Origin of the sequence: Conchiformibius kuhniae DSM 17694 (assembly GCF_000428785.1) — a bacterium.
In the GTDB taxonomy this organism is placed as follows: Bacteria; Pseudomonadota; Gammaproteobacteria; order Burkholderiales; family Neisseriaceae; genus Conchiformibius; species Conchiformibius kuhniae.
On the sequence record NZ_AUAP01000001.1, the window covers coordinates 159,225 to 185,277 of the forward strand.

Here is a 26,053-nt window from a genome sequence, read left to right on the forward strand (position 1 = left end):
AATGGAAATCATCAATGCCGGCGACGAAGCCGAATTTGGCGGCGGCGAAACCCTGAACCTGCGCGTGCCGGTGGACTTGGCGGGGCAACGCTTGGACGCGGCACTGGCGCAAATGCTGCCCGACTACTCGCGCAGCCGCCTGAGCGCATGGATAAAAGACAGCGCCGTATTGTTGGACGACGCCCCCGCCGCCCCCAAACACAAACTCATCGGCGGCGAACGCATCACTGTCAAACCGCCGGACGACCCCGCCGCCACCGCCTTCGCCCCCGAAGCGATGGACTTGAACATCGTGTACGAAGACGACACCGTGCTGGTGTTGGACAAACCTGCCGGCTTGGTCGTCCACCCTGCGGCGGGCAACTGGTCGGGCACCCTGCTGAACGGACTGCTTGCCCACTGCCCCGCGCTGGCGCAGATTCCGCGTGCGGGCATCGTCCACCGCTTGGACAAAGACACCACAGGGCTGATGGTGGTCGCCAAAACCCTGCCCGCGCAAAACCACTTGGTCAAACAACTGCAAACGCGCAGCGTCAAACGCATCTACCGCGCCGTGGCAGACGGCATCGTCCCGTTTGACGGCAAAATCGAAACCCAAATCGGGCGCGACCCGCACAACCGCACCAAAATGGCAGTCGTCAAATTCGGCGGCAAAGACGCGCTCACCCACATCAAAGTATTGGAACGCTATCGGACGCACAGCTACATCGAATGCGCCTTGGCAACGGGGCGCACCCACCAAATCCGCGTGCATCTGCGCGAAGCGCGGCACCCCCTGGCGGGCGACCCCGTGTACGGCAATCCGCGCCACGCCTGTTCCGATGCCGTGAAAACCGCCGTCCGCGCTTTGGCACGTCAGGCACTGCATGCCTACCGCCTGAGTTTCGTCCACCCGCAAAGCGGCGACACCGTGCAATTTGAAGCGGCGATGCCCGATGACATATACCATCTGTTATCGGTATTGCGCCACGAAAGCGGCATGGATTCACCGTTCGGACGCGTGCCTGCCGATGATGATGACGACTGGGACGGCGACGACGAACACGGCGTGGAAGTGCTGTATGTGCGCGAGCCGTGTTAGGGTGTGTCATCAATTAAACTTTTCTGCTATCAATCAGCACAATAAAAAACGCCGTCATGCCCGCGAATGCGGGAATCCATCGCACGATGTTTGTTTTCCGTGCCTCGATTTGGATTCCCGCCTGCGCGGGAATGACGGCATCTTTTTATTGTTCTGATTTTAATCGGCAAATTCCGGTAATCACACGCCCTAATCGCGGTTTTGCGCCGCTTGCAGGGTGTTTTCCAACAAACCCGCAATCGTCATCGGCCCGACCCCGCCCGGCACGGGGGTAATCATCGCCGCACGTTGTTTCGCCGCATCAAAATCCACATCACCGCACAAGCTGCCGTCCGCCAAACGGTTGATGCCCACATCAACCACCACCGCACCTTCGCGAATCCAGTCGCCGCAAATCAGCTTGGGCTTGCCCACCGCCGCCACCACAATATCTGCCGCCGCCACTTCCGCCGCCAAGTTGCGGGTAAAACGGTGGCAAACGGTAACGGTGGCGCCCGCCAGCATCATTTCCAGCGCGAGCGGCCGTCCGACAATATTCGATGCCCCGACAATCACCACTTTTTGACCTTTTGGGTCAATACCGTAGGCAGTGAGCAGGGTCATGATGCCTTTGGGGGTGCAGGGGCGCAGCAGGGGTTTGCGTACCGCCAAACGCCCGACATTGTAGGGGTGGAAACCGTCCACATCCTTATCGGGGCGGATGCGCTCGAGAATGTTCTGGCTGTTGATTTGCGCGGGCAGGGGCAGTTGCACCAAAATGCCGTCCACCGCAGGATTGTCGTTGAGTTCGTCAATCAAATCCAATAATTGTGCTTCGGACGTGTCGGCGGGCAGTTCGTAGGAAAACGATTCGAAACCCACTTGCCGGCAGGCATGGTTTTTGTTGCGGACGTATACCGCGCTGGCAGGGTCGTCGCCGACCAGCACCACCGCCAAACCGGGTACGCGCAAGCTGGCGGCGCGGCGGGCGGCAACGGCATCGGCAACGGCGTTTAAACATTGTTGGGAAACGGCTTTTCCATCGATGATTTGTGCAGACATGGTTTCGTGTTCTCGTCAAACGGGCAAAGGGCGTTATTCTACGCGAAATTGCCGCAGCGTGGCGGATTCAGCGCGTGTGCCAGCCGCCCAGATGCGCCACCAGCTCCGAAAGCAGTTCCGACAAATTCCGCGCCATCAGAATTTGCGCAGCAAACGCCGAGCTTGCCGCGTCCGTGCCGTATTGTTCGGCTTCTTCCTGAATCACATCAAGGTATTGCACGCGCTTGAGCGTGAAATCCGCCGTTAAGATAAAGGCAATTTGTCCGCGCCACACCAAGCCCAGTTGGGTAACGCTTTTGCCGTTTCTCACATGCTGCACCACTTCATCGGCGGTCAAATCCTGTTTCGCCACTTTCACCACCGCCGCCGCATCGCCCGCGCCGCGCAGTTCGCAATCGCTGTCCAGCTCAAAACTGCCTTCCGCCGCGCCGCGCAACAGCCAATCGGTCATCAGCGAGGTTGGCGATTGCCGCGTGTTCGGCAGCCGTGCTTCCAAGCCGCCCAAGGCTTCGCGCAATTTTGCCAACAAATTTTCCGCCCTGTTTGCCGAAGCGTTGTTCACCAGCAAAAAGCCGCTTCGGGTGTCGCAAACGGCGTGGACGCGGCTGCTGCGGGTAAAGGCGCGGGGCAGCAAATCATCGGTAATCTGCTCTTTAAGCTGCTGTTTTTCCTTGCGCCCGACCGTGCGCCCTTCGTTGTTTTCGATTTCGGCGATTTTTTCGTCCAGCACATCGCGAATCACGCCCGCCGGCAGGACTTTTTCCGATTTTTTCAGGGAGATGCCCCAAGTGCCGTCTGCGGCAAACACGTTTTCCGGCGAAAACGGCTGCGGCGGCGCAAAGCCTTCGCTGAACCAGTCCAGCCCCATCACGGGTTTGAACGCGGCACCCTCCAGCTTGACGGACACGGCTTCGGCATCGGGCAGATTGTCGGGATTAAGCGGGTAAAAGCTGATTTGTTTGAACCACATCGTTTCTTTCCATGTAAAAATAGTATGACTCAATCCGTGCCTTTGGCGCGGTTTTCGTGGAATTGCGCCTGCCAGTCGGCGAACTTGCCCTGCTCGATGGCCTCGCGCATTTCCGCCATAATGGTTTGATAAAAATGCAGATTGTGAATGGTGTTCAGTTGTGCGCCGAGAATTTCGCCCGTTTTGTGCAGGTGGTAAAGATAGGCGCGGCTGAAGTTTTGACAGGCGTAGCAGGTGCAGCTTTCGTCAAGTGGGCGGGTGTCGTGGCGGTGTTTGGTGTTTTTGATTTTGATGTCGCCGAATCGGGTGAACAGCCAGCCGTTGCGGGCGTTGCGGGTGGGCATCACGCAGTCAAACATGTCCACGCCGTATGCCACGCCGTACACCAAATCTTCGGGCGTGCCGACCCCCATCAGGTAATGCGGTTTGTGCGCGGGCAGCATCGGCGCGACCGCGCGGAGCATTCGGTACATTTCCGGCTTGGGTTCGCCCACCGACAGCCCGCCAATCGCCAGTCCGGGAAAATCCATCTCTTCCAAACCGCGCAGGGACTGTTCGCGCAAATCTTCGTACATCGCGCCCTGCACGATGCCGAACAGCGCGTTGGGATTGCGCAGGTCGTCAAACGCTTTTTTGCTGCGTTCCGCCCAGCGCAAACTCATTTCCAGCGACTGCCGCGCCTGTTCGTGCGAAGCGTCGCCCGGTGTGCATTCGTCAAGCTGCATGACGATGTCGGAATTGAGCACCGTTTGGATTTTCATGGAAATTTCGGGCGAGAGAAACAGTTTGTCGCCGTTCACGGGGCTTTTAAAGGTGCAGCCGTCTTCGGTGAGTTTGCGCATTTCTGCCAGCGAAAACACTTGGAAACCGCCCGAATCGGTGAGAATGGGTTTGTCCCAGCCGATAAAGCCGTGCAGCCCGCCGAAACGTTCAATCACGTCCAAGCCGGGGCGCAGCCACAGGTGATAGGTGTTGCCGAGTATGATTTGGGCTTGGATTTCGTGCAGGTTTTGCGGGGTCATGGCTTTGACCGAGCCGTAAGTGCCGACCGGCATGAATACGGGCGTTTCCACCGTGCCGTGATTGAGCGTCAAGGTGCCGCGCCGTGCGTGGCCGTCTGTTTTGCGTAGGGTAAAGGTGAGCATCTGGTTTCCTCATCGTGCGGTTTTCAGACCGGCTGAAAACGGGGAGCGATTATAGCGGGTTTCGCTGCAAAACCAAATGCGCAAAAAACGCCCGACTGTCCATCGGGCGTTGTTCGGGCTGCCTGAAAACGCTTATTTGATTACCGCAAACACTTCCTGATTGAGTGCCGCGATTTTACCGGCATCGTCCGCGTCAAATTGGTCAAACGAAGCGCGTTCCCCAACGTATTCGGCAAGCCGCGCCAACACCCAATCGCGCCGTTGCGGAGCGAGCGGACGGTCATCGGGCGCGGTGTCGGCAAACGCCTGCCGCAGTTGCGCCGCGTCCAGCGTCAGGTTAAACACCGGCGTGCCGGGCTGCAAACGCCAAGAATCCGCCAAGCTGCCCGTTACCGCCGCATCAAAACCGGTTTCGTCCACCAAACGCGCCGCGCGTGCCAAATCATCGGCATTGTCGCCCGCCAATGCCACCGCCATGCGCCCTGCTTCGCCCGCCGCCTTGCCGTCAAACGCCAACTGCCGCGCCCCGATTGCATTCCACGTTTTGACAAAATCCCGTCCCAACTGTTCGCGCAGCCACACGCTTTCGGTTTTGCCCGCTTCAATTTCGTCCACCACGCCGTCCCGATGCGGATAATAATTGGCGGTGCAAATCAACAAAGTTTGTGCAGGCAGCTTGGACAATTCATCGCGCAAATCCTCTACCGCATTGATGGGCGTGGCGAGAATAACGGCTTCCGCACCCTGCAAAACCTGCGGCATATCCAGTGCGCGAACCCCCGTTTCGGCGGCAAAATCCGCCAACGATGCCGCACCGCGCCGATTGCTGACGGCAACGTCATGCCCCGCCGCTTTCAGCTTCTTTGCCAAAGTCTGACCGATATGCCCGCTACCGATAATTGCAATTTTCATCGCTGTTTTCCTTTTTGAAAAGATTGAAAAACACGCAGTATAGGGATAAACTGAACAGATTGAAAGAACAGACTTTTTGGTATCATACTGACCAAACGGTAAGAATTGTGCCGAATAAAGGACATTCATCATGCAACAGAATTGGTGCGGCAGCAGCGAAAGCGAATTGGCGGCATACCGGCAAACGGTGTGCCAAGCCTTGAGAATGTTGGAAGGCAAATGGAAAATCGTGATTATTTTCCGTCTGATGGAAGCGGGGCAGCCCGTGCGCTTTTCCGAACTGGCGCGGCAGATAGACGGCATCAGCCAAAAAATGCTGATTCAACAGCTTAAAAGCTTGGAACAGGACGGATTGTTGCAACGGACGGTGTATCCGCAAGTGCCGCCGCGCGTGGAATACGCTTTAAGCGAATGGGGGTGGGATTTGTCCGATGCCGTCAAAGCATTGATTGTGTGGGAGGAACGCCGTCCGCCATCGGTTTAAGGTTTCAGGCAGCCTGAAAAAATCCCTTGCCAAATCCCGCACGCTTCCCCTATAATTCTGCGCTTCACAGGCACGTAGCTCAGTTGGTTAGAGCACCACCTTGACATGGTGGGGGTCGTTGGTTCGATTCCAATCGTGCCTACCAGTTTATCCCGCACAAGCAAACAACAAAGGTGGTTCATCTTTGTTGTTTCTTTGCATTTGCGGAGCATCTGCGCGTTCAGGCAGCCCGACATTTTACCTTTACCGGAGTTATCCCCATGATTAACATCACTTTGCCGGACGGTTCCGTCCGCCAATTCCCCGCCCCCGTTACCGTTGCCCAAATCGCCGCCGACATCGGCACGGGCTTGGCGAAAGCCACCGTAGCTGGCAAAGTGAACGGCGTGTTGGTGGACGCGTGCGACCCGATTACCGCCGATGCCGCCGTGCAAATCATCACCCCCAAAGACCCCGAAGGCGTGGACATCATCCGCCACTCCTGCGCCCACCTGATTGGACACGCCGTCAAACAGCTCTATCCCGATGCCAAAATGGTCATCGGCCCCGTGATTGAAGACGGCTTCTACTACGACATCGCCACCGACAAACCCTTTACCCCCGAAGACCTTGCCGCCATTGAAACGCGCATGAAAGAACTGATAGCGCAAGACTACGATGTCGTCAAAATCATGACCCCGCGCCCCGAAGTAAGCGACATTTTCAGGCAGCGCGGCGAGGAATACAAACTGCGCCTGATTGACGACATGGGCGAAGACGTGCAAGCGATGGGCATGTATTACCATCAGGAATATGTGGACATGTGTCGCGGCCCGCACGTTCCCAACACCCGTTTTCTCAAACACTTCAAACTCACCAAACTGGCGGGCGCATACTGGCGCGGCGACAGCAACAACGAACAACTGCAACGCATCTACGGCACGGCGTGGGCAAGCAAAGACGATTTGAAAGCCTATATCCAACGCATTGAAGAAGCGGAAAAACGCGACCACCGCAAATTGGGCAGACAATTAGACCTGTTCCACCTGCAAGACGAAGCCCCCGGCATGGTGTTCTGGCACCCGCGCGGCTGGACGTTGTGGCAAACCATCGAGCAATACATGCGCCGCGAACTGGACGCCGCAGGCTACCGTGAAATCAAAACCCCGCAAATTCTCGACAAATCCTTTTGGGAACAATCCGGACACTGGGAAAACTACAAAGACAATATGTTCACCACCCAATCGGAAAAACGCGAATACGCCGTCAAACCGATGAATTGTCCGGGACACGTGCAAGTGTTCAATCACGGCCTGCGTTCCTACCGCGATTTGCCGATGCGTTTGGCGGAATTCGGTTCCTGCCACCGCAACGAACCAAGCGGCGCATTGCACGGCTTGATGCGCGTGCGCGGCTTTGTGCAAGACGATGCACATATTTTCTGCACCGAAGCACAAATTACCCAAGAAGCCAAAGCATTCAACGAATTGGTGATGAAAATCTACCGGAAATTCGGCTTTGAAAACGTGAGCGTGAAACTGTCGCTGCGCCCCGAAAAACGCGCCGGTTCGGACGAAACGTGGGACAAAGCCGAACAAGGCTTGCGCGATGCGCTTACCGCTTGCGGCATCGAGTGGCAGGAATTGCCCGGCGAAGGCGCGTTTTACGGCCCGAAAGTGGAGTACCACATCAAAGACGCATTGGGACGCTCGTGGCAATGCGGCACGATTCAGCTTGATTTCGTGCTGCCTGAAAGATTGGGCGCAGAATACGTTACCGAAGACAACGGCCGCGCCCGCCCCGTGATGCTGCACCGCGCCATTTTGGGTTCGCTGGAACGCTTTATCGGCATTTTGATTGAAGAACACGCGGGTTCCTTCCCGCTTTGGCTCGCGCCCGTACAAATGGTGGTGATGAACATCACCGAAAAACAGGCGGATTACTGCCGCGAAGTCGCCGCCAAACTTCAGGCAGCCGGTTTCCGCGTGGAACTGGATTTGCGTAACGAAAAAATCGGCTACAAAATCCGCGACAACAGCCAATACCGTTACCCCTATCAAATCGTTGTCGGCGAAAAGGAAAAGGAAAACGGTCAAATCGCCGTGCGCCGCAAGGCGGAAGACTTGGGCGCGATGGATGTGGACGAATTTATCGCCAAATTGCAAGATGAATTGAACGGCTGAAATGGAGATTCAAAATGTCGCAATTAAGCCAAACGGTTAATACTGCCGTTCAGCCCTTGTATGTATTCGGCAAATGGATTGTTGTGGCGGGCATGGTGATGCTGGTTTCGTTCGTGCTGACCAAAATACTTGCCAAGCGTTTGGGCATGAACCGAAAACAAAGCCAAGCTTTTGCACAGTTAATCAGTTCTTTAGCGATGTTGGGCGTGTTGCTGATTGGCTTTTCCAAAGCGTTTGGTGCTTGAAACCCGCTTTCAGGCAGCCTGAAAATATTTGAACCCTTATTAAGGAACACGCATCATGCCCACCCCGAAACCCGCAGCCCTGCAACAAGCCTTCCGCGAAAAACGGGTGAAAACCAGTGAAATATAAAGAATGCCGTCATTCCCGCACAGGCGGGAATCCATCGCCCGATGTTTGGCAAACGATGTGTTATCAAGGTTTATTTGAAAGTGTTTTAGATTCCTGCCTGCGCGGGAATGACGGTACAGAGCTTTTCGGTCAATTGATGGCACGCTCTTGTCCGAAACAGCGTAAATTTTTTGGTCTGTTCGTTTTTCATTGACGCAACAAAAAAGCAGCCCGAATTGTTGCAAAACAAGCTGCTTTTTTAAAAAACTTTTTTATTTGAAAACCAATAGGGTGCAAAAATGCCAACCAACCAACCAACCAACCAACCAACCAACCAAATTATACTGAACAATCATAGCATTGTATCTGAAAACCTGAACAAACTCAAACAGATTTTTCCCGAAATCTTTTGCGAAAACCAAATCGATTTTGAGAAACTCAAACTCATCTTGGGCGAAAACAACCTTTGCCACCACAACGAACGCTACCAACTCAACTGGGCGGGCAAAAGCGAAGCCTACCGCGCCCTGCAATCGCCCCCTTTCAACACCCTGATTCCCTGCCGCGCCGACAGCGTGGATTTTGACACCACGCACAACGTCTTTATCGAAGCGGAAAACATGGACGCGCTGAAAATCCTGCAAAAAGCCTATGCAAACAGCGTGAAAATGATTTACATCGACCCGCCCTACAACACGGGCAACGACAGCTTTATCTACCCCGACAAATTCGCCGAAACCCGCGAACAATACGCCAAACGTGTGGGCGACAAAGATGAAAACGGCTACATCAAACGCACGGGCGTGTTTCAAGGCGTATTGCGTAAAAATACCAAAGACAACGGACACTACCACAGCCGTTGGCTTTCCATGATGCTGCCGCGCCTGCATTTGGCAAAAACCCTGTTGCGCGATGACGGGGTGATTTTTATCAGCATTGACGATAACGAACAGGCGCAATTGAAATTGCTTTGTGATGAAGTGTTTGGGGCGGAGAATTTTGTTGGTCAATTTGTATGGGAAAAGAAAAAGAAGCCGTCTTTTTTAGGTACAAATTTGGGTTCAAAGTTTGAATACATTGCATGTTATGCTAAAAGCAAATCTGATACTTCAGCATTTTCTGTTGATTTAACTGAACAAGGAAAAAAATATCCATTTAATAATGCAGGAAATACAGCACAAGATTTAACATTTCCAATGGGAAGTGTGCAATTCACTTCTATGCCAGATGGAGTTGTCAAACCACAAGATATGTCCGATGGTAATATCAAAACCATTTTGAAAACAGAGTTGGTTATTCAAAATGGTATAAATGCTAACGAATTTACGCTTTGGGGAGAATGGAGATATTCTCAAGAAAAACTGAATGAAATCTTTTCCAATAAAGAGAAAATCACAATCAGCAAAATTCCATTCCGCCCAAACCACATCAAAAGCGGTGGAGAAATCAAGAAAATTCATAACTTGCTAACTATTAACCACTATTCTGTTGGCACAAATGAAGATGCCACAGATGAACAAGCAAAATTGTTTGGTTTCAATTACTTCAGTTATGCAAAACCAAGTAATTTAATTAAATTTCTCATTCAATCTATCTCATACGAAGATAGTAGCTCCCTTATCCTTGACTTCTTTTCAGGCAGTGGCACCACAGCCCACGCCGTCATGCAATTAAACGCCGAAGACGGCGGCAAACGCCGTTATATTTGCGTGCAATTGCCCGAAGAAACAGACGAACAATCCGAAGCCCGCAAAGCAGGTTTCACTACCGTTGCCGAAATCGCCAAAGAACGCATCCGCCGCGCAGGAAAATACATTTCAGCCAGCCTGAAAGACGGGCAAAGCGTGGACACGGGCTTTAAAGTGTTCAAACTCGCCGAAAGCGCATTCAAGCAATGGCGCAATCCCGAAAAACGCGATGCGGAAAGTTTGCAAGCGGAATTGGCGTTGTTTCAAAATGTTGTGGACGAAAACGCTTCTTTGGAACAACTGGCTTGCGAATTGGCTTTGCGTTTGGGTTTTCAGCTTACCGACCCGATGCGTTTTGACGATAAGGGCGTGGTGTGGCTGAACAATGAAGCAGGCACGCGCAAAGTGGTGCTGCTGCTGGAAACGTTTTCAGGTAGCCTGACGGATACGGTGTTGGCAGAACAGCCGCAAAAAGTGTTTGCGCTCGACCGCGTGTTTGCGGGAGACGATGCCGCCAAAGCCAATTTCGCCTTGCAGCTTCAAGACGCGGGCATTGAGTTTGAAACCCTGTAAGGCGAAGGGAAAACATCATGCAATTGCAATTTGAACAACTGGATTATCAAAAAGAAGCCATTGGTGCGGTGGCGGATTTGTTTGTCGGCGAACCGAATCATGCCCATCAATTCGAATGGGGCAACGCAGGCGCGTTTGTCGTGTCTGCCAACCGTTTGCATTTGCCGCAGCACGAAATCGGTAAAAACCTGAATGCGGTGCAACGCCGTTTCAGGCAGCCCGAAACCGAAATCGGGCAATACGGCATGAATTTTTCCGTGGAAATGGAAACGGGTACGGGCAAAACCTATGTGTATCTGCACACCATTTTTGAATTGAACCGCCGCTACGGTTGGCAAAAGTTTGTGATTGTCGTGCCAAGTGTGGCGATACGCGAAGGCGTGGTGCAAAGCATACGCGCCACCCGCGAACATTTTGCCAATCGGTTTGACAAACCTGTGGTGAATGCCAATGTTTATGACAGCAAACGTCTGCATATTTTGCGCGGCTTCGCACAAAACCGAAATATTGAAATTTTGGTGATGAATATTGATGCGTTTAAAAAAGACGGCAACGTCATCAACCGCGTCAATGAAAGCGGTGAAGCACCCATCAAACAAATCAGCGACACGCGCCCGATTGTGATGGTGGACGAACCGCAAAATATGGAAACGGAATTGGCAAAACAGGCGATTGAAGCGCTTAATCCATTGTTTGTACTGCGCTATTCCGCCACCCACAAACAGCCTTATCACAAGCTCTACAGCCTGAATCCGATTGAAGCCTATAACAAAAAATTGGTGAAACAGATTGTGGTGCAATCGGTGTTGGCGAAAAACGATGTCAATGGTGCGTATGTGGCGTTGAAGGAAATCGTTTACGGTAAAAACAAGAAACCGTCTGCCAAAGTGGAAATTCATTACCGCGATAAAAAAGCCGTTGTGAAGAAAACCGTTACTGCCAAAGAAGGAAATGATTTGTTTGACAAATCCAACGGTAACGAAAGCTATCGGCACGGCTTTATCGTGAACGGTATGGATGCGGAAAACGGCAGGATTTCGTTTTCGGGCGGAACGGTTTTGACGATAGGCGAAAACGATGACGCGGTGCGCGATGCGGTGATGAAAAAACAGATGGAAGCCACCATTCGCGAGCATCTGCACAAGGAAAAACGCCTGAATCCGAAAGGCATCAAAGTGTTGTCGCTGTTTTTTATTGATAAAGTGGCGAATTACCGCAACGGTGGGAAATTTGCCCGTTGGTTTGCGGAAATCTATCAACGCGAAACGGGCGAAAGCGCGGACGGCGTGCATGACGGCTATTTTTCGCAAGACAAAGACACCAACGGCAACAGCAAGGCAGACGAGGACACCTACGATTTGATTATGCGCGACAAGGAAAAATTGTTGTCGTTTGATTCGCCTCTGCGCTTTATTTTTTCGCATTCCGCGCTGAAAGAGGGCTGGGACAATCCCAATGTGTTTCAAATCTGTACGTTTAACGAAACCCGTTCGCCGATTAAAAAACGGCAGGAAATCGGGCGCGGTTTGCGTTTGGCGGTGAACCAGCAGGGCAAACGGGTGCGCGATGAAAGCGTGAATGTGCTGACGGTGATTCCGAATGAAAGCTACGAAATGTTTGCCGCCAATCTGCAAAAAGAATACGAAGACGAGTGCGGTATCCGCTTCGGCAACAATTATTTGAAAAATCACCGGCAGCGTGTGTATCAAACATTCCGCCAAGGCTTTACGCTTGACCCTGTTTTTGTGGCAATTTGGCAGAAATTGCAGCATAAAACGCGCTACCGTGTGGATTTTGCGCGTGAGGATTTGATACGCGAAGCCGCCAAACTGTTGGACAGAATGCCCGCCGTGCAAAAAGTACAAACCGCATCGCGAACAGCAAAATTGTACCAAAGCCAAACGGACGGAATTTGGGGCGAGCAAATCCATTCTCAAAGTGAAGATATGGATATTGAACATGATATTCCCGATGTGTTGCAGCACATTCAGCAAAAAACCAATTTAACGCGGCAGACTTTGTTTGAGATTTTGATGCAGTCGGGACGGATTGGCGAGATTCCGAACAATCCGCAGCTTTTCGTTGATTTGGCGGCGGAAAAAATCCTGTTGGCATTGCACGGTTTGATGGTGGAAGGCATTGAATATGTGAAGCTGCCTGAAAGCGGTTATGAGCAAAGTTTGGCAGATTGGCGCGAACGGGAAGCCAACGGTGCGGAATTTTTTCTGAATCAGCATACTTTTGAAGTAAGCAATGCAGAAAAAACCATTGTGAACAATTACATTGATTTGAATTCGGATACGGAAAAAAACTTTGCCCGCGATTGCGAAAATCATGAAGATGTGGTGTTGTATTTCAAATTGCCCAATTGGTTCAAAATTCCCACGCCTGTCGGAAATTATAATCCCGATTGGGCGTTGGTGATGAAAAATAGCGAAAAAGTGTATTTTGTTGCCGAAACCAAAAACACGGGCAGGGGCATTCAGGACGGTGTGGACACGGACAAATTGCGCGAAGCCGAACGGCAGAAAATTGTTTGTGCCGAAAAGCATTTTGCAAAGTTGGACGGCATTGCCTACTGCGTGGTGGCGAAATTGGAGGATTTGCGCTGAATGGCGGCGGGCGAAATGTTGTCCGGTGTACTTTGTGCGCTTGCCGATTGGGTGCGGATTGCGGATAATACGGAAAATCAACACTCGGTTTGCTAAAGCCATGAAAAAATATCTGTGGGCGGTTTTCGCCCCCCTGCTGGTGTTGGCCGCATGTTCCGACAAGGGCAAAACCGCCGGTGAACCAAGCGCGTCCGCCGCACCTGCCGGCACGGCGCAAAAACGCGTTGTCCGCTTGGCGATGTCGGGCGATTACGCGCCAATCAGCACCTTGAACGAAAAAAGCCAATTGGTCGGCTTTGAGCGGGATTTGCTGACGGCAGTCGGCGCTGCGGAAGGTTTTACCGTTGAAACCAACCGTTATCTGATGCCGATGTGGGAAGCGGAGCTTTTCGGCGCAAAGAGCGATGTGTTGAGCCTGACTTTCGGCGTGCCGCCCGAAGCGCGGGAAAAAATGGCACTCAGCCGCCCGATTCTCAAAAGCCGTTTGGTGGTCGGCATGCTGGACAAAGGGCAGCAGTGGAATGTGGCGGATTTGCGCGGCAAAACCATCAGCGTAAACAAGCTCGATGGCCCGGAAGCGGTCGAATTGGCGGAAAAGCTGACCGGCTCGCCCGATAAAGTCATTGTCAGCAACACCTTTCCCTTGTCTGCCGCGCAGGTTTACGGCGGCAAGGCAGACGGCGTGCTGGCGGAAAACATGGTGTTTTCTTATTACAGCCGCTCGGGCAAACGTGCCGAAATTCCGGTAAAAACCATTGATTTGCCCAACCAGCCCGAACGCGACCTTGTGTTTGCGGTGCGCCGCGAAGATGCCGCGCTGATGGAAAAAATCAATCGCGGCTTGGACACCGTCCGCAGCAACGGCACATATGACCGCATCGCCATCAAATGGATTCGTCTGCCGGGCGGGCGTTAGGGCGCGTCATCAATTAACTCAAAAAACACCGCGCCGTCATTCCCGCGCAGACGGGAATGACGGCGTTTTTTATGTTGATGTTGCACTGATTTTCAGCAGAAAAATGGGAATGATGCGCGTCATGTATGCTGTTAAATAATTGGTTTGATTTTGAAAATTAATTTTTCCATACGAAAGCGAAAAAAATTCCCCTTTTTGCTTAATATGTTTTACAATATGACGTATTGACTTTTGAAATTTTTATAGGAGCATTCATCATCGCACAAGAACGCGAAGCACGAATCAACGGCGAAATCACCGCCAAAGAAGTGCGTTTAATCAGTGGTTCGGGCGAACAGCTCGGCGTTGTTTCCCTGAAAGAAGCCCTTGCCATGGCAGGCGAGCAAGACGTGGATTTGGTGGAGATTTCCCCCACCGCCAAACCGCCCGTCTGCAAATTGATGGACTACGGCAAATTCAAATACGAGCAGTCCAAAAAACGGGACGAAGCCCGCAAAAAGCAAAAGCAGGTGCAAATCAAGGAAATCAAATTCCGTCCCGGTACCGATGACGGCGATTACAACATCAAAATGCGCAACATTGTCCGTTTTTTGAATGACGGCGACAAGGTCAAAGTTACCTTGCGCTTTCGCGGGCGCGAGATGGCGCACCAGCAGCTCGGCGCAAAACTGCTTGAGCGCGTAAAGGAAGATTTGGCGGAAATCGGCACGGTGGAGCAGTTCCCGAAAATGGAAGGGCGCCAGATGGTGATGATGGTTGCGCCGAAGAAAAAATAAGCCTATAATTTCGCGTTTGCCCGCACAACGCCGTCTGCGGGCAGACGTTTGTTGTTGGAAAGACGGCATAAAAGCGTGGTGTTTGGGTCAAGCATTGCTGCGGCAATCCCCTGATGCCTTATCAAATTTTACGGAGTTTTCCCATGCCCAAAATGAAAACCAAGTCGGGCGCGAAAAAGCGCTTTAAAGTACTGGGTAACGGCGGTGTGAAACGCGCCCATGCGTTCAAACGCCATATCCTGACCAAAAAAACCACCAAAACCAAACGCCAATTGCGCGGCACCACGATGGTGAACGAACGTGATTTGGCTTCTGTTGCCAAAATGTTGCCCTACGCTTAAAGGAGTTTGAACCATGCCTCGCGTAAAACGCGGTGTAACCGCCCGCGCCCGTCATAAAAAAGTCATCGCGCTTGCCAAAGGCTATCGCGGCCGCCGCAAAAACGTTTACCGCATCGCCAAACAGGCGGTGATGAAAGCCGGTCAATATGCGTACCGCGACCGCCGCCAACGCAAACGCCAGTTCCGCCAGTTGTGGATTGCCCGTATCAATGCGGGTGCGCGTTTGCACGGCTTGTCGTACAGCAAGTTCATGAACGGTCTGAAACGCGCCGCCATCGAGCTGGACCGCAAAGTGTTGGCGGATTTGGCGGTGTTTGACAAAGCCGCATTCGCGCAGTTGGTGGAAAAAGCCAAAGCGGCTTTGGCTGCTTGAGTTTTTCCAGATGATGTGAAACAGGAAACTTTCAACGGGAGGTTTCCTGTTTTTTGCCGTTATGGTTGGGGGCGGAAGGTTTCAAGTTGTTGATGTGTCAGGCGTTTGCTTGTGCCGTAAGCGCGTCCGTCGCTGTAAAAGTCTTGTACGGTGTATTGTTGGCGGGCGTGGGCTTTGAGTATTTTGCGGTAGTAGCCGCCTTTGACGGGTGCATCGGCGGCTTGTCCGTGTGCGTCAAAATAAATATCGCCGGGCAGGGCGGTTTGGCAGGCGCACAGGGCAAGCAGCAGGGCGGGGGAAAAACGGGCGGGCATGATGGGTTCCTTATGGTTGGGTTGGGGAGAAAAAATCTTTCGGCAGATAGGGGAAACATTATATAATAACGATTTGGGCGGCGGGTGTTTGGGGTGTGCCGTCAATGAACCGAAAAACCTTTGCACCGTCATTTCCGTGCAGGCGGGAATGCAAAACAAATTCCCACAAACCTTGATAAAATATTGCTTGCAGGTTATCGGACGGTGGATTCCCACCTGCGCGGGAATGACGGCGTGTTTTTGTATTTCACTGATTTTCAATGGGAAAATTTAAATGACGGCACGCTCGGTGGGGCGACGGGGCGGTCGATGTTGAAAGAAGCTGATGGCGCAACCGAATATTTTTCTTGCCGATGAAGCGGCGGCAACGGCGTTTGCACGGTCGTGGTCGCCCGTGTTGTCCGCGCCGTGCGTGGTGTATTTGCAGGGCGGTTTGGGTGCGGGCAAAACCACGTTTGCGCGGGCGCTGCTGCACGGCATGGGGCATGCCGGCGCGGTCAAAAGCCCGACTTATGCGCTGGTGGAAAGCTATGTTTTGGCAGGAAAAACCGTGCATCATTTTGATTTGTACCGCTTCGCTTCGCCCGATGAGTGGGACGATGCGGGTTTGGGCGAATTGTTTGCGCCCGATTGCGTGTGTTTGATTGAGTGGCCGCAGCAGGGCGGGGCATTGGTGCCGGCGGCGGATTTGGTTTTTGAATTTTTCGTGTGCGGACAGGGGCGCAACTGCCTTGTGTCGGCACGCAGCGAACAAGGTAAACGGAGCTTGGATTTATGGCAAAATTGAGTCGGCGTGTGTTGTTGGGGGCATCGGCGGGCGGTTTGTTGGTGATGGCGTTGGGCAGCCGTGCGGCGGGCAACCGTTTTGTGGCGGTGCGCATTGCTTCCGATAGAAGCTATACCCGTGTCAGCGTGGAAGCAGACGGCAAACTGCGCTACAAATATTTTATGCTGGAAAATCCCTACCGCTTGGTTGTCGATGTGGAAGATGCGGATTTGAATCCGGTTTTGGGCAATATGGCGGGCAAGCTGCCGGCAAACGACCCCTACATCGCCAACATCCGCACCGCGCAAAAAGACGGCAACACCGTGCGCATCGTGTTTGATTTGAAACGGCGGGTGTTGCCCAAAGTGTTCGGTTTGCAGCCCGAGGGCGATGTCAAACACCGCTTGGTGGTGGATTTGTATCCTGTGGCGGTGGCGGCGAAGCCGGGCGACCCGATTCGGGCGTTTTGGGACAGCCGCAAACCGGCCGCCGATGCGCCGGCCGTCAAGCGCGACCGCCGTCCTTTGGTGATGCTCGACCCCGGACACGGCGGCAAAGACCCCGGCGCCATCGGGCGCAACACCCGGATTCGTGAAAAAGACATTGCCCTGCACATTGCCAGGGAAACCAAAAAACTCTTGGAAGCGTCAGGTTATCAGGTTTTGATGATCCGTAACAGCGACATCTTCATTCCCGTGCCGGAACGCCCCGTATTGGCGCAGAAAGCCAAAGCCGACTTATTTGTGTCGATTCATGCAGACTCGGTGGAAAGCAGTGAACCGCGTGGCGGCGGCGTGTATGTGTTGAGCCAAAAAGGGGCGAGCAGTGCGGCTGCGGCACTGCTGGCAGCAAACGAAAATGCCGCAGGCAGCATCGGCGGCGTCAATATGGGGGGCAACAAAGACGTCAATCAAGTATTGATGAACATGGTGCAAACGCAAACCATCAACGACAGCAAACGTTTGGCGCGTTTCGTACTCAACCAGATGAGCAAACACAACAAAATGAAAAACGAAGTCCAATATGCCGGTTTCGGCGTATTGCGCGCGCCCGATGTGCCGGCCATCTTAATCGAAACCGCCTTTTTGTCCAACCCGCAAGACGAAGCCCTGCTCAACAGCGAGGCGTTCCGCCGCAAAGTTGCCCATGCCATTGCCAACGGCGTAAAACAGTATTTGGGCGTGGCGGTGTTGGCAAGACGTTGATTGAGCACATTGCTTCATGCCCTGTCGGGTGCGGACACCGGCAGGGCGTATTGTTTGCCCGCATCAACAACAAGGGATATGGTTAAAATGCTTTATTTTCCATACGGCGTTGGCTCGCCTTGCCGTATTATTCATACTGTTTGCGGCTCGCCGCCTTGTATGAACAATAAATCATTTCAACCATAACGCGCTCCGCTCCCTGTTTCGTGAATCAAAACAAACAAATAAACCAACCCATCATGACTCCGATAGCCTATTGCCGCCGCAAAGCCCGCGAAAGCGGTTCGAGCTTTTTGGCGGCATTTTGTTTTTTGTCTGCCGAAAAAAAAGACGCATTAACCGTATTGTATGCCTACTGCCGCGAATTGGACGACGCGGTAGACGATTGCAGCGATGCCCAAGTTGCCAAAACCGTCTTGGCGTGGTGGCGCAGCGATGCCGCCAAAATTTTTGCCGCCGGTCAAACCCCCGAACACCCCGTCAATCAGGCCTTGCAAAGCGTATCGGCGCAATTTGCCCTGCCCGAAGACGAATTGACCGAAATCATCAACGGCATGGAAATGGATTTGCACCACGTCCGCTATGCCGAATTTGATGATTTGAAATACTATTGCTACCGCGTGGCGGGCGTGGTCGGGCGTTTGATTGCGCGGATTCTCGGCTTTCGCGACCCGCAAACACTGGCGTATGCGGAAACCTTGGGCTTGGCACTGCAACTGACCAACATCATTCGCGATGTTGGCGAAGATGCGCGTAAAGGACGGATTTATCTGCCCATGTCGGAACTGCAGCGATTCAACGTCCCCGCCCAAACGATTTTGTCGGCAACGCCCACGCCCGCGTTTGCCGAATTGATGGCGTTTCAAATCGACCGTGCCGGACAAACCTATCGCGAAGCCTTGGCTTTGTTGCCGGAATGCGACCGCAAAGCGCAAAAAGCGGGCTTGGTGATGGGCGGGATTTACCACGCGCTGTTGCAGGAAATCCGCTTGGACGGTGGAGAAAACGTGTTGAAATACAAGATTAAAATCCCCAATCCGCGCAAAATGCGTTTGGCATTGAAAATCTGGCTGTGCGGGTTTGCGCCGTGAAGCGGCGGGCAAGGGTGGCGGTGGTCGGTGCGGGTTGGGCGGGCTTGGCGGCGGCGGCAAACTTGGCGGACAACGCCGATGTGGTGCTGTTTGAAGCGGGGCGCACGGCGGGCGGACGGGCGCGGACGGTGGCATCGCGCAACGGTTTTTCCTTTTTGGACAACGGTCAGCATTTATTATTGGGCGCGTATCACGGCGTGTTTGACTTATTGCGGCGCGTGGGTGCGGAAACGGCTCACCGGCGCGAAGCGATGAATTGGCAGATGCACGGGGGCATGAAGCTGCACACCGCGCCCCTGCCCGCGCCCCTGCATTTGCTGTGGGGCGTGTTGTTTGCCCGAAATCTGCCCGCACACCGCAAATACGGGCTGTTGCGCCACATGCGGGCTTTGCGGCATTGGCACAAAAATGGCTTGCCCGACCAAACGGTTGGCGAATGGTTGCGGGCGCGGCAGGTGTGCGCGGCATCGGTGGCGCAGTTTTGGCAACCTTTGGTGTTGGCGGCGTTGAACACGCCCGTGCAAACCGCCAGCCTGCGGGTGCTGGCAAACGTGTTGGCAGATGGGGTGTGGCGCAAGCGCGGCGACAGCGATTTTTGTTTGCCGAATCGGGATTTGGGCGCGTTTTTTGTCGAACCCGTGCTGCGTTATCTGGTCGCGCACGGCGGTGAATTTGTGCCGCAATGCCGCATCGGACGGCTGCGGCGCGATGATGACGGCGCGTACCGCTTGGCAGGACGCACATTTGATGCGGCGGTGCTTGCCGTTGCGCCGCAACACCTTGCCGCGCTGTTGCCCGAAGCCCTGTTTGCGCCGCACGCAGACACCTTCGCCGCCATGCGCCACCATGCCATCACCACCGTGTACCTGCGTTACCGCGAGCGCGTGCGCCTGCCCGCCGTGATGACGGGCGTGTCGGACGGCACGGCACATTGGCTGATTGACCGTAGCCGTTTGAACGGTGCGAACGAAATCGCCGCCGTCATCAGCGTGTCGGAGCAATACGGCATCGATGCGCCCGGGCAGTGGTACGAACGGGTGTGTGCCGATGTGCGCCGTGTGTGTCCGCAGCTTGGAGAAGCCGTTGCCCATCAGGTGATTACCGAAAAACGCGCCACCGTTGCCGCCGAAGCGGGACGGGTGCTGCCCGATGTGTCGGCGTGGCGGGCGCAGGGGCTGTATGCGGCGGGCGACTGGCTGCACCCGCGTTATCCCGCCACTTTGGAAGCGGCGGTGCAAAGCGGCAGCGAAGCGGCACGGCAGTGCTTGCACGATTGGGGCGTGCGTGCGGACGCTGCGTTTTGATGGATTTTGTTGGTTTGCATTGAAAAAATTTTCATGACGGCACGCATTTTTTATTGCCATTGATGGCGGGGCTGCCAACCGAAAGGAGATTTTGATGAACAGTTTGAACGGCCGAAACATTCTGATTACCGGCGCATCGCAAGGCTTGGGCGAACAGGTGGCAAAAGCCTGTGCGGCGGCGGGCGCAACGGTGATTTTGACGGCGCGGCGTCAGAAAAAATTGGAACAGGTGTATGACGATATTGTCGCAAGCGGCGCACCCGAGCCGTTTGCGGTGTGCTTTGATTTGGCATCTGCCGAAGAAGAGGGCTTTGCCCAGTTGGCGCAAACCGTTGCCCTTGCCACCGAAGGGCGTTTGGACGGCGTGGTGCATTGTGCCGCGTATTTTGACGCGTTGTCGCCGTTGGATTGCCAAACCGTTGCCGCATGGGTGAAGCAATACCGTGTCAATGCGGTTGCGCCGATGGGTTTGACGCGGGCGTTGCTGCCGGTGCTGCGGGCATCGTCCGATGCTTCGGTGGTGTTTGTGGGGGAAAGTCATGGCGAACGCCCGCAGGCGTATTGGGGCGGTTTCGGTGCGTCCAAAGCGGCGTTGAATTATTTGTGCAAGGCGGTGGCGGACGAGTGGGAACGTTTTCCGAATTTGCGTGCCAATGTGCTGGTGCCCGGACGCATCAATTCGCCGCAGCGTGTGCGTTCCCACCCCGGCGAAGCGGCGCGGGAGCGCAGGGACATGGGCGAAATCATGCCCGATTTTGTGTATTGGCTGGGGGCGGACAGTCGCGGACGCAGTGGCGAAATCGTTTATTTGTAAATGCAACGGCGCGTGGTGAAACGCGCCGTTTTTGTCAGCAATCCTGTTTGCCGTAGGTGTCGCCGCGCAGCAGTTCGCGCAGGGCGGTTTCCAAATCCGTCAGGGTTTGCGTGGCGGCAAGCGGGGTGTCGCCGTGCGTGTCCAAGTAAAATTTGACTTTGGGTTCGGTGCCGGAAGGGCGGACAATCAGGCGGTGTCCGCCCGCCAGTGTGAAAATCAGAATGTCGCTGCGGCGTTGCGTGTCTTGCAGCAGGTCTTCGCAGCCGGTAACGGCATGGCTGCCGAGCTGCGGCGGCGGGGTTTGGCGCAGCGATTGCATCAGTGCGGCGTTGTCGCGGCTGCGGACGGAAACCTGTGCGCTGGCATACGCGCCGAAACGGGCGGTAAACTCGGCGGCGTAGTCAGACAGGGTTTTGCCCTGTTGTTTCAAATGGTTTACCAAGTCCAAAAAGGCGATGGCGGCGGAAATGCCGTCTTTGTCGCGCACCTTGTCGGGGTCGGCAAGGTAGCCCAGAGCTTCTTCAAAGCCGAACAGCAGATTGTCCACTTTGGCGATGTATTTGAATCCGGTCAGGGTTTCGGCGTAGTCCAAGCCGTATTCGGCGGCAATCCGCGCCAAGGCGGGGGTGGACACCAGCGAACAGGCGAGTGTGCCGGTGCGGTTTTCGGCGCGGGCGCGTTGGGCGGCGTGCCATGCCAGCCAGCAGCCGATGACGTTGCCGTGCAGGGTGTGCCATTGTCCCGCTTCATCGGGCAGGGCAACCGCCAAGCGGTCGGCATCGGGGTCGTTGGCGAGAATCAGCTCCGCACCGCTTTGGCATGCCAATGCTATTGCCAAATCGAGTGCGCCCGCTTCTTCGGGGTTGGGAAAACGCACGGTGGGAAACGCGCCGTCCGGTTCGCATTGTTCGGCAACCAGACGGGGCAGGGGCAGTTTGGCGGCTTGCAGCGTGTGCAGCAATACCTCCTTGCCCACGCCGTGCAGCGCGGTGTAAACGTAGTTCAGGGGCGCGGGCGGCGCGGTGGCGAGTTTGGCGGTGTCGCGCACGTATTCGGCAACGATATCATCGCCCAAAACGGTGTAATCGCGGCTGCGCGGCAGTTCGCGGATGTCGCCCTGTGCGGCGCGTTCAATCTGCGCGGCGATGTCGCGGTCGGCGGGGGCGACGATTTGTCCGCCGCCGTTGCTTTTGCCCAAATACACTTTGTAGCCGTTGTCTTCGGGCGGATTGTGGCTGGCGGTAACCATCACCGCGCCCGATGCGTCCAAACGGCGCAGCGCATACGCCAACACGGGCGTGGGCAGGGCGCGGGGCAGCAGCATGGTGTTGATGCCCGTACCTGCCATGATTTGTGCCGTGTCTTGCGCGAATACGGCGGAATTTTTGCGCCCGTCGTAGCCGATAACGATGCTCGGCACAGCGTCAAAATCACGCAGATACGCCGCTAAACCCGCCGCCGCCTGTGCCACCAGCACGCGGTTCATGCCCTGCGGGCCTGCCTGCAAACGCCCGCGCAAACCCGCCGTGCCAAATTGCAAACGCCCGTCAAACCGCGCTGCCAAGGTGTGTCGTGCTTGGGCGTCGCCGCCTTCGGCGTGTCCGATGAGTGCCGCCAGCTCGGCGCGGGTTTCGGCATCGGGGTCCTGTACCGCCCAACGGCAGGCGCGGTCGAGCAAATCGAGCAAATTTTTGTCCATATCGTATCCTGAATCCGGTTGTGCAAATCAAACGCAAAGAAGCGGCCAACCGTGTGCCGCCGCCGCAGTGTATCAGAAAAACATCATTACCGTCAGCGCGGTTCGAGTCAATATCTTTGTTTGTTTTTACCCGATTTTACTTGATTGGCACAAATCATGTGGTAAAATCCGCACAATTTAAAGAAACCCAACATTCCCGATTCAAACGCGAGGAAGAGGAACAACCATGAAAAAACCCTTGTTTATCTTAACTTTGGCTGCTGCCGTCAGCCCCGTGCTTGATGCGAAAGTGTACAGTTGCGGGCCCGGCTGCTATTCCGACAAGTCCAAAGGTTCCAAGGGCTATGCCAATCTGGGCAAACAAATCGGCACCTATACTGCCGCCAAACCCAAACCCGCACTTGACAACGTTGCCGAAAATCAGACCGCGCCCGTTGTTCCCGTCCAGCACGCGCACGGCAGCCGCAACCGCATCGCCCGCCCCGTGCCGGTAACGGTGAAACGCCAAGCCGCGCCGCGTCCCCTGCCTGCCGTGGCGGTGGCGCGTCCGAAAGCCAATCCCGCCAAATCGGGCGGCCGCCGCACCATTTTGGAGCAGGAGCTTGCCAACGAGCGCAGCGCCTTGGCTGCCGCACAAAAGGCATTGGCAGACGGGCGCGTGGTGCTGTCGGGCAAAACCGATGCCGGACACCAAAGCCGTGTGCGCCAGCTCGAAAGCGCGGTACTCGACCGCCAGCAAAACATTCAAGCCCTGCAGCGCGAATTGAGCCGTATGTAACACAGGGCGTTTCGCCCCGAAACCGCATGATGGATTTGCCGTCATGCGGTTTTGTGTTTGGTGCGCCCGCCAAAACGGGTTAGAATCGCCGTTTTTTTTGGAGCATTTGCCGTGATTACCCCCCAACAGGCTTTGGCACGTTTGATTGACAACAACGAGCTGTTTTATGACGAAATGACCGATTTGATGCGCCAAATCATGCGCGGCGAAGTGCCGCCGGAGCAGTTGGCGGCGTTGCTGACGGGTTTGCGGATTAAGGTGGAAACGGTGTCGGAAATTGCGGCGGCGGCGGCGGTGATGCGCGAGTTTTCCCTGAAAGTGCCGTTGGCGGACACGGCAGGCTGGGTGGACGTGGTCGGTACGGGCGGCGACGGCGCGAAAACCTTCAATATTTCCACCACCGCCATGTTTGTGGCGGCGGCGGCGGGCGCGAAGGTGGCGAAACACGGCGGACGTTCGGTGTCGTCTTCAAGCGGGGCGGCGGAAGTGGTCGAAGCGATGGGCGTGCCTTTAACCCTGTCGCCGCAGCAGATTGCCGAAGGCATGGCGGCGTGCGGCGTGGGCTTTATGTTTGCGCCGAACCACCATGCGGCGATGCGCCATGTCGCGCCGGTACGCAAATCATTGGGCTTCAGAACCCTGTTCAATATTTTGGGGCCGCTCACCAATCCTGCGGGCGCGAAAAACCAGCTTTTGGGCGTGTTCCACATCGATTTGTGCGGCATTTTGTCGCGGGTATTGCAGCAATTGGGAGCGCAACACGTTTTGGTGGTGCACGGCAGCGACGGCTTGGACGAAATCACCGTTACCGGCCCGACCCACATTGCCGAATTGCATCACGGCACGGTGCGCGAATACGAAATTTGCCCCGAAGATTTCGGTGTGCCGCGTTATCAAAATTTGGACGCTCTGCGGGTAGACAATGCGGCGGAATCGCTGGCGCTGATGAACCGCGTGTTGGCGGGCAAGGAAGACGGCGCGGCACGCGACATCGTGCTGCTGAACGCGGCGGCGGCACTGTATGCGGCGGGTGCGGCAAACAGCTTGGCAGACGGCATGACCCGCGCCCGTGCGGCTTTGGAAAGCGGCGCGGCGCAAGCCAAACAACAGGCATTTATCGACTGCTGCCGCCGCTTGGCGGAAACGGACGCACCTGCCTGAAATTTGGCGCGTGTCGTCATTTGACCGAAAAAACGTTGCACCGTCATGCCCGCGAAGGCGGAAGTCCAAGCCGAAGCACGGCAAACCTTGATAAAACATGGCTTGCCAAGCATCGGGCAGTGGATTCCCGCCTGTTCGGGCATGACGGTGTTTTGTGGATTAAATTGATTTCAGTGGAAAATCCGAACGATGGCACGATTTAGGGCGCGTCATCAATTGACTGAAAAATCACTACGCCGTCATTCCCGCGCAGACGGGAATCCAAAACCAATTCAAACAAACCTGAATAAAACATGGCTTGCAGGTTATCGGGCAGCGGATTCCCGCATTCGCGGGAATGACGGCATTTTTTGTATGATGCTGATTTTATTTCGCCTAGAGCGGTGTTTGAATCGCATTACGCAGGGCGCGGGCATCGTTTACGCGGCTGGCGGAGGTTGCCGAACCGAGTACTACAATCACCACAGGGTCTTTGCCCATTTGCGCCTGCAGCACCATCGAACGCCCCGCTTCGCGGATGTAGCCGGTTTTTTGCAGACTGATGTTCCACACGCCTTCGCGTACCAAGGCATTGGTGTTTTTGTAGGTTTGGGTTTTGCCCGCGCTGGTATATACCGAGCCGTAGTTGGACGTGCTCAATTGGCGGATGCGCGGGTAGTTGTTGGCACTGCGTACCATCAGGCTCAAATCGCGGGCGGTGGAGACATTGCGCGGGTCGAGGCCGGTCGGCTCGACAAATCGGGTTCGGCTCATGCCCAAGCTGCGGGCTTTGGCGTTCATCGCTGCCACAAATGCGCCCATGCCGCCCGGATAGGTGCGCCCGAGTGCGTGAATGGCGCGGTTTTCGCTGCTCATCAGCCCCAAGTGCAGCAGCTCGCCGCGTGTCAGCACCGTGCCGACAGACAGGCGGCTGCCCGTGCCTTTCAAACGGTCGATTTCGGCGGCAGTGATGGTAATCTGCTCGTTCATGTTCAAATTGGCGTCCAGCACCACCATCGCCGCCATCAGCTTGGAAATCGAAGCGATGGAGCGCACGGCGTCCATGTTTTTCTGATACAGGATTTTGCCCGTATTGGCGTGCATCACCAAGGCGGAACGGGCGTTCAACATCGGCACATAGGCATACGAAGACGGATTGTTGCTGTTGAACGTTTCTGCAAACGAACGGCGGCTTTCCACCGCAGGTTGGAAATTGTGGTTCAGTGCCGGCTGCACGTGCACCACATTTTGCGCGGCAGACGCCTGTGCTTGGCGGCGTTCGGCAAAGGCGCGAATCGGGTCGTCATCGCTTTCGGCGGCGTAGATGGTGGGGAAATTCTGGTCGAGAAACTGACCGAGCGCGTCTTCGGCGTGCGCGGGCAGGCTCAAGCCCAACATCAAAGTGGCGGTAAGGGTGGCGGAACGGGAACGCTTGTGCTGCATAACATCCTCTCTTTACAAAACTGAATAAAACTGAATCTGAAAAAACAAAAATACAAAAAACCGCTTTGTGCATC

General features: G+C 54.9%; 25 protein-coding genes and 1 tRNA gene. 19 read left to right on the forward strand and 7 right to left on the reverse strand.

The features are described 5' to 3' along the window. The first annotated feature begins 1 nt into the window (after position 1). Entirely contained in the window at positions 2-1,081 is a 1,080-nt protein-coding gene (gene rluD, locus G392_RS0100820) for a 23S rRNA pseudouridine(1911/1915/1917) synthase RluD (RefSeq protein ID WP_027008687.1), read from the forward strand. 189 nt (positions 1,082-1,270) lie between these two features. Here the strand turns inward: rluD and folD are convergent, their stop codons facing one another. From folD to G392_RS0100840, 4 genes are all read right to left on the reverse strand, one after another. Next, on the reverse strand, positions 1,271-2,122 hold the full coding sequence (folD, locus tag G392_RS0100825; protein ID WP_027008688.1) for a bifunctional methylenetetrahydrofolate dehydrogenase/methenyltetrahydrofolate cyclohydrolase FolD: 852 nt from the start codon (positions 2,120-2,122) through the stop codon (positions 1,271-1,273). A 67-nt stretch (positions 2,123-2,189) separates the two neighbouring features. Then, positions 2,190-3,092, reverse strand: a complete 903-nt coding sequence (locus G392_RS0100830; RefSeq protein WP_027008689.1) for a recombination-associated protein RdgC — start codon at positions 3,090-3,092, stop codon at positions 2,190-2,192. Positions 3,093-3,121: 29 nt separating this feature from the next. Continuing rightward, complete coding sequence (gene tgt, locus G392_RS0100835) at positions 3,122-4,237, reverse strand: tRNA guanosine(34) transglycosylase Tgt (RefSeq protein ID WP_027008690.1); 1,116 nt, start codon at positions 4,235-4,237, stop codon at positions 3,122-3,124. Positions 4,238-4,369: 132 nt separating this feature from the next. Beyond that, on the reverse strand, positions 4,370-5,149 hold the full coding sequence (locus tag G392_RS0100840) for an NADPH-dependent F420 reductase (RefSeq protein ID WP_027008691.1): 780 nt from the start codon (positions 5,147-5,149) through the stop codon (positions 4,370-4,372). 130 nt (positions 5,150-5,279) lie between these two features. Between G392_RS0100840 and G392_RS0100845 the strand changes: the two genes are divergently transcribed. The 10 genes from G392_RS0100845 to rplT all read left to right on the forward strand — a co-directional run bounded on the left by G392_RS0100845 (position 5,280) and on the right by rplT (position 15,425). Beyond that, complete coding sequence (locus G392_RS0100845; protein WP_027008692.1) at positions 5,280-5,633, forward strand: winged helix-turn-helix transcriptional regulator; 354 nt, start codon at positions 5,280-5,282, stop codon at positions 5,631-5,633. Positions 5,634-5,701: 68 nt separating this feature from the next. After that, a tRNA-Val gene (locus tag G392_RS0100850) sits at positions 5,702-5,778 on the forward strand. Between the two features lie 115 nt (positions 5,779-5,893). Further along, positions 5,894-7,795 carry a threonine--tRNA ligase gene (thrS, locus tag G392_RS0100855; RefSeq protein WP_027008693.1) on the forward strand — a complete coding sequence of 634 codons (1,902 nt, stop codon included), beginning with the start codon at positions 5,894-5,896 and terminating at the stop codon, positions 7,793-7,795. 14 nt (positions 7,796-7,809) lie between these two features. Further along, complete coding sequence (locus G392_RS0100860; RefSeq protein WP_027008694.1) at positions 7,810-8,040, forward strand: hypothetical protein; 231 nt, start codon at positions 7,810-7,812, stop codon at positions 8,038-8,040. A 726-nt stretch (positions 8,041-8,766) separates the two neighbouring features. After that, positions 8,767-10,407 (forward strand): site-specific DNA-methyltransferase, encoded by a 1,641-nt coding sequence (locus tag G392_RS0100870; RefSeq protein ID WP_245571903.1) that lies wholly within the window; start codon positions 8,767-8,769, stop codon positions 10,405-10,407. A 17-nt stretch (positions 10,408-10,424) separates the two neighbouring features. Continuing rightward, entirely contained in the window at positions 10,425-13,019 is a 2,595-nt protein-coding gene (locus G392_RS0100875; RefSeq protein ID WP_027008696.1) for a restriction endonuclease, read from the forward strand. A gap of 100 nt (positions 13,020-13,119) precedes the next feature. Continuing rightward, positions 13,120-13,935, forward strand: a complete 816-nt coding sequence (locus tag G392_RS0100885) for a transporter substrate-binding domain-containing protein (protein WP_027008697.1) — start codon at positions 13,120-13,122, stop codon at positions 13,933-13,935. Between the two features lie 254 nt (positions 13,936-14,189). Next, complete coding sequence (infC, locus tag G392_RS0100895; RefSeq protein ID WP_084165892.1) at positions 14,190-14,711, forward strand: translation initiation factor IF-3; 522 nt, start codon at positions 14,190-14,192, stop codon at positions 14,709-14,711. Between the two features lie 143 nt (positions 14,712-14,854). After that, complete coding sequence (gene rpmI, locus G392_RS0100900) at positions 14,855-15,052, forward strand: 50S ribosomal protein L35 (RefSeq protein ID WP_027008699.1); 198 nt, start codon at positions 14,855-14,857, stop codon at positions 15,050-15,052. A gap of 13 nt (positions 15,053-15,065) precedes the next feature. Then, positions 15,066-15,425 carry a 50S ribosomal protein L20 gene (rplT, locus tag G392_RS0100905; RefSeq protein WP_027008700.1) on the forward strand — a complete coding sequence of 120 codons (360 nt, stop codon included), beginning with the start codon at positions 15,066-15,068 and terminating at the stop codon, positions 15,423-15,425. Between the two features lie 59 nt (positions 15,426-15,484). Here the strand turns inward: rplT and G392_RS11710 are convergent, their stop codons facing one another. After that, positions 15,485-15,739 carry a hypothetical protein gene (locus tag G392_RS11710; protein WP_034334110.1) on the reverse strand — a complete coding sequence of 85 codons (255 nt, stop codon included), beginning with the start codon at positions 15,737-15,739 and terminating at the stop codon, positions 15,485-15,487. A 120-nt stretch (positions 15,740-15,859) separates the two neighbouring features. Here G392_RS11710 and G392_RS13460 point away from each other — a divergent pair, with 120 nt between their 5' ends. From G392_RS13460 to G392_RS0100935, 6 genes are all read left to right on the forward strand, one after another. After that, positions 15,860-16,096: a hypothetical protein gene (locus G392_RS13460; RefSeq protein WP_156900749.1), complete on the forward strand. Its 237-nt coding sequence runs from the start codon at positions 15,860-15,862 to the stop codon at positions 16,094-16,096. Continuing rightward, positions 16,065-16,526, forward strand: coding sequence for a tRNA (adenosine(37)-N6)-threonylcarbamoyltransferase complex ATPase subunit type 1 TsaE (gene tsaE / locus G392_RS0100915; RefSeq protein WP_027008701.1), 462 nt, complete (start codon positions 16,065-16,067; stop codon positions 16,524-16,526). Before G392_RS13460 ends, tsaE begins: the two co-directional genes overlap by 32 nt. Beyond that, on the forward strand, positions 16,514-17,710 hold the full coding sequence (locus tag G392_RS0100920; protein WP_027008702.1) for an N-acetylmuramoyl-L-alanine amidase: 1,197 nt from the start codon (positions 16,514-16,516) through the stop codon (positions 17,708-17,710). Before tsaE ends, G392_RS0100920 begins: the two co-directional genes overlap by 13 nt. 239 nt (positions 17,711-17,949) lie before the next feature. Continuing rightward, positions 17,950-18,801: a presqualene diphosphate synthase HpnD gene (hpnD, locus tag G392_RS0100925; RefSeq protein ID WP_027008703.1), complete on the forward strand. Its 852-nt coding sequence runs from the start codon at positions 17,950-17,952 to the stop codon at positions 18,799-18,801. Further along, a complete protein-coding gene (gene hpnE, locus G392_RS0100930; protein ID WP_034334194.1) occupies positions 18,798-20,105 on the forward strand; it encodes a hydroxysqualene dehydroxylase HpnE in 1,308 nt (435 codons plus the stop codon). The genes hpnD and hpnE overlap by 4 nt, the downstream gene beginning before the upstream one ends. Before the next feature lie 94 nt (positions 20,106-20,199). After that, positions 20,200-20,919, forward strand: coding sequence for an SDR family oxidoreductase (locus G392_RS0100935; RefSeq protein ID WP_027008705.1), 720 nt, complete (start codon positions 20,200-20,202; stop codon positions 20,917-20,919). A 34-nt stretch (positions 20,920-20,953) separates the two neighbouring features. Here the strand turns inward: G392_RS0100935 and G392_RS0100940 are convergent, their stop codons facing one another. After that, positions 20,954-22,618, reverse strand: coding sequence for a phospho-sugar mutase (locus G392_RS0100940; RefSeq protein ID WP_034334112.1), 1,665 nt, complete (start codon positions 22,616-22,618; stop codon positions 20,954-20,956). 226 nt (positions 22,619-22,844) lie between these two features. Here G392_RS0100940 and G392_RS0100945 point away from each other — a divergent pair, with 226 nt between their 5' ends. Both G392_RS0100945 and trpD read left to right on the forward strand, forming a co-directional pair. Next, positions 22,845-23,396, forward strand: coding sequence for a hypothetical protein (locus tag G392_RS0100945; protein ID WP_027008707.1), 552 nt, complete (start codon positions 22,845-22,847; stop codon positions 23,394-23,396). A 111-nt stretch (positions 23,397-23,507) separates the two neighbouring features. Beyond that, the gene (gene trpD, locus G392_RS0100950; RefSeq protein ID WP_027008708.1) at positions 23,508-24,557 is read left to right on the forward strand and encodes an anthranilate phosphoribosyltransferase; all 1,050 of its coding nucleotides are present in this window, start codon (positions 23,508-23,510) and stop codon (positions 24,555-24,557) included. Between the two features lie 375 nt (positions 24,558-24,932). On the opposite strand, the gene G392_RS11715 is transcribed toward trpD, so the two are convergent. After that, positions 24,933-25,979, reverse strand: a complete 1,047-nt coding sequence (locus tag G392_RS11715) for a serine hydrolase (RefSeq protein ID WP_034334114.1) — start codon at positions 25,977-25,979, stop codon at positions 24,933-24,935. Positions 25,980-26,053: the final 74 nt, after the last annotated feature.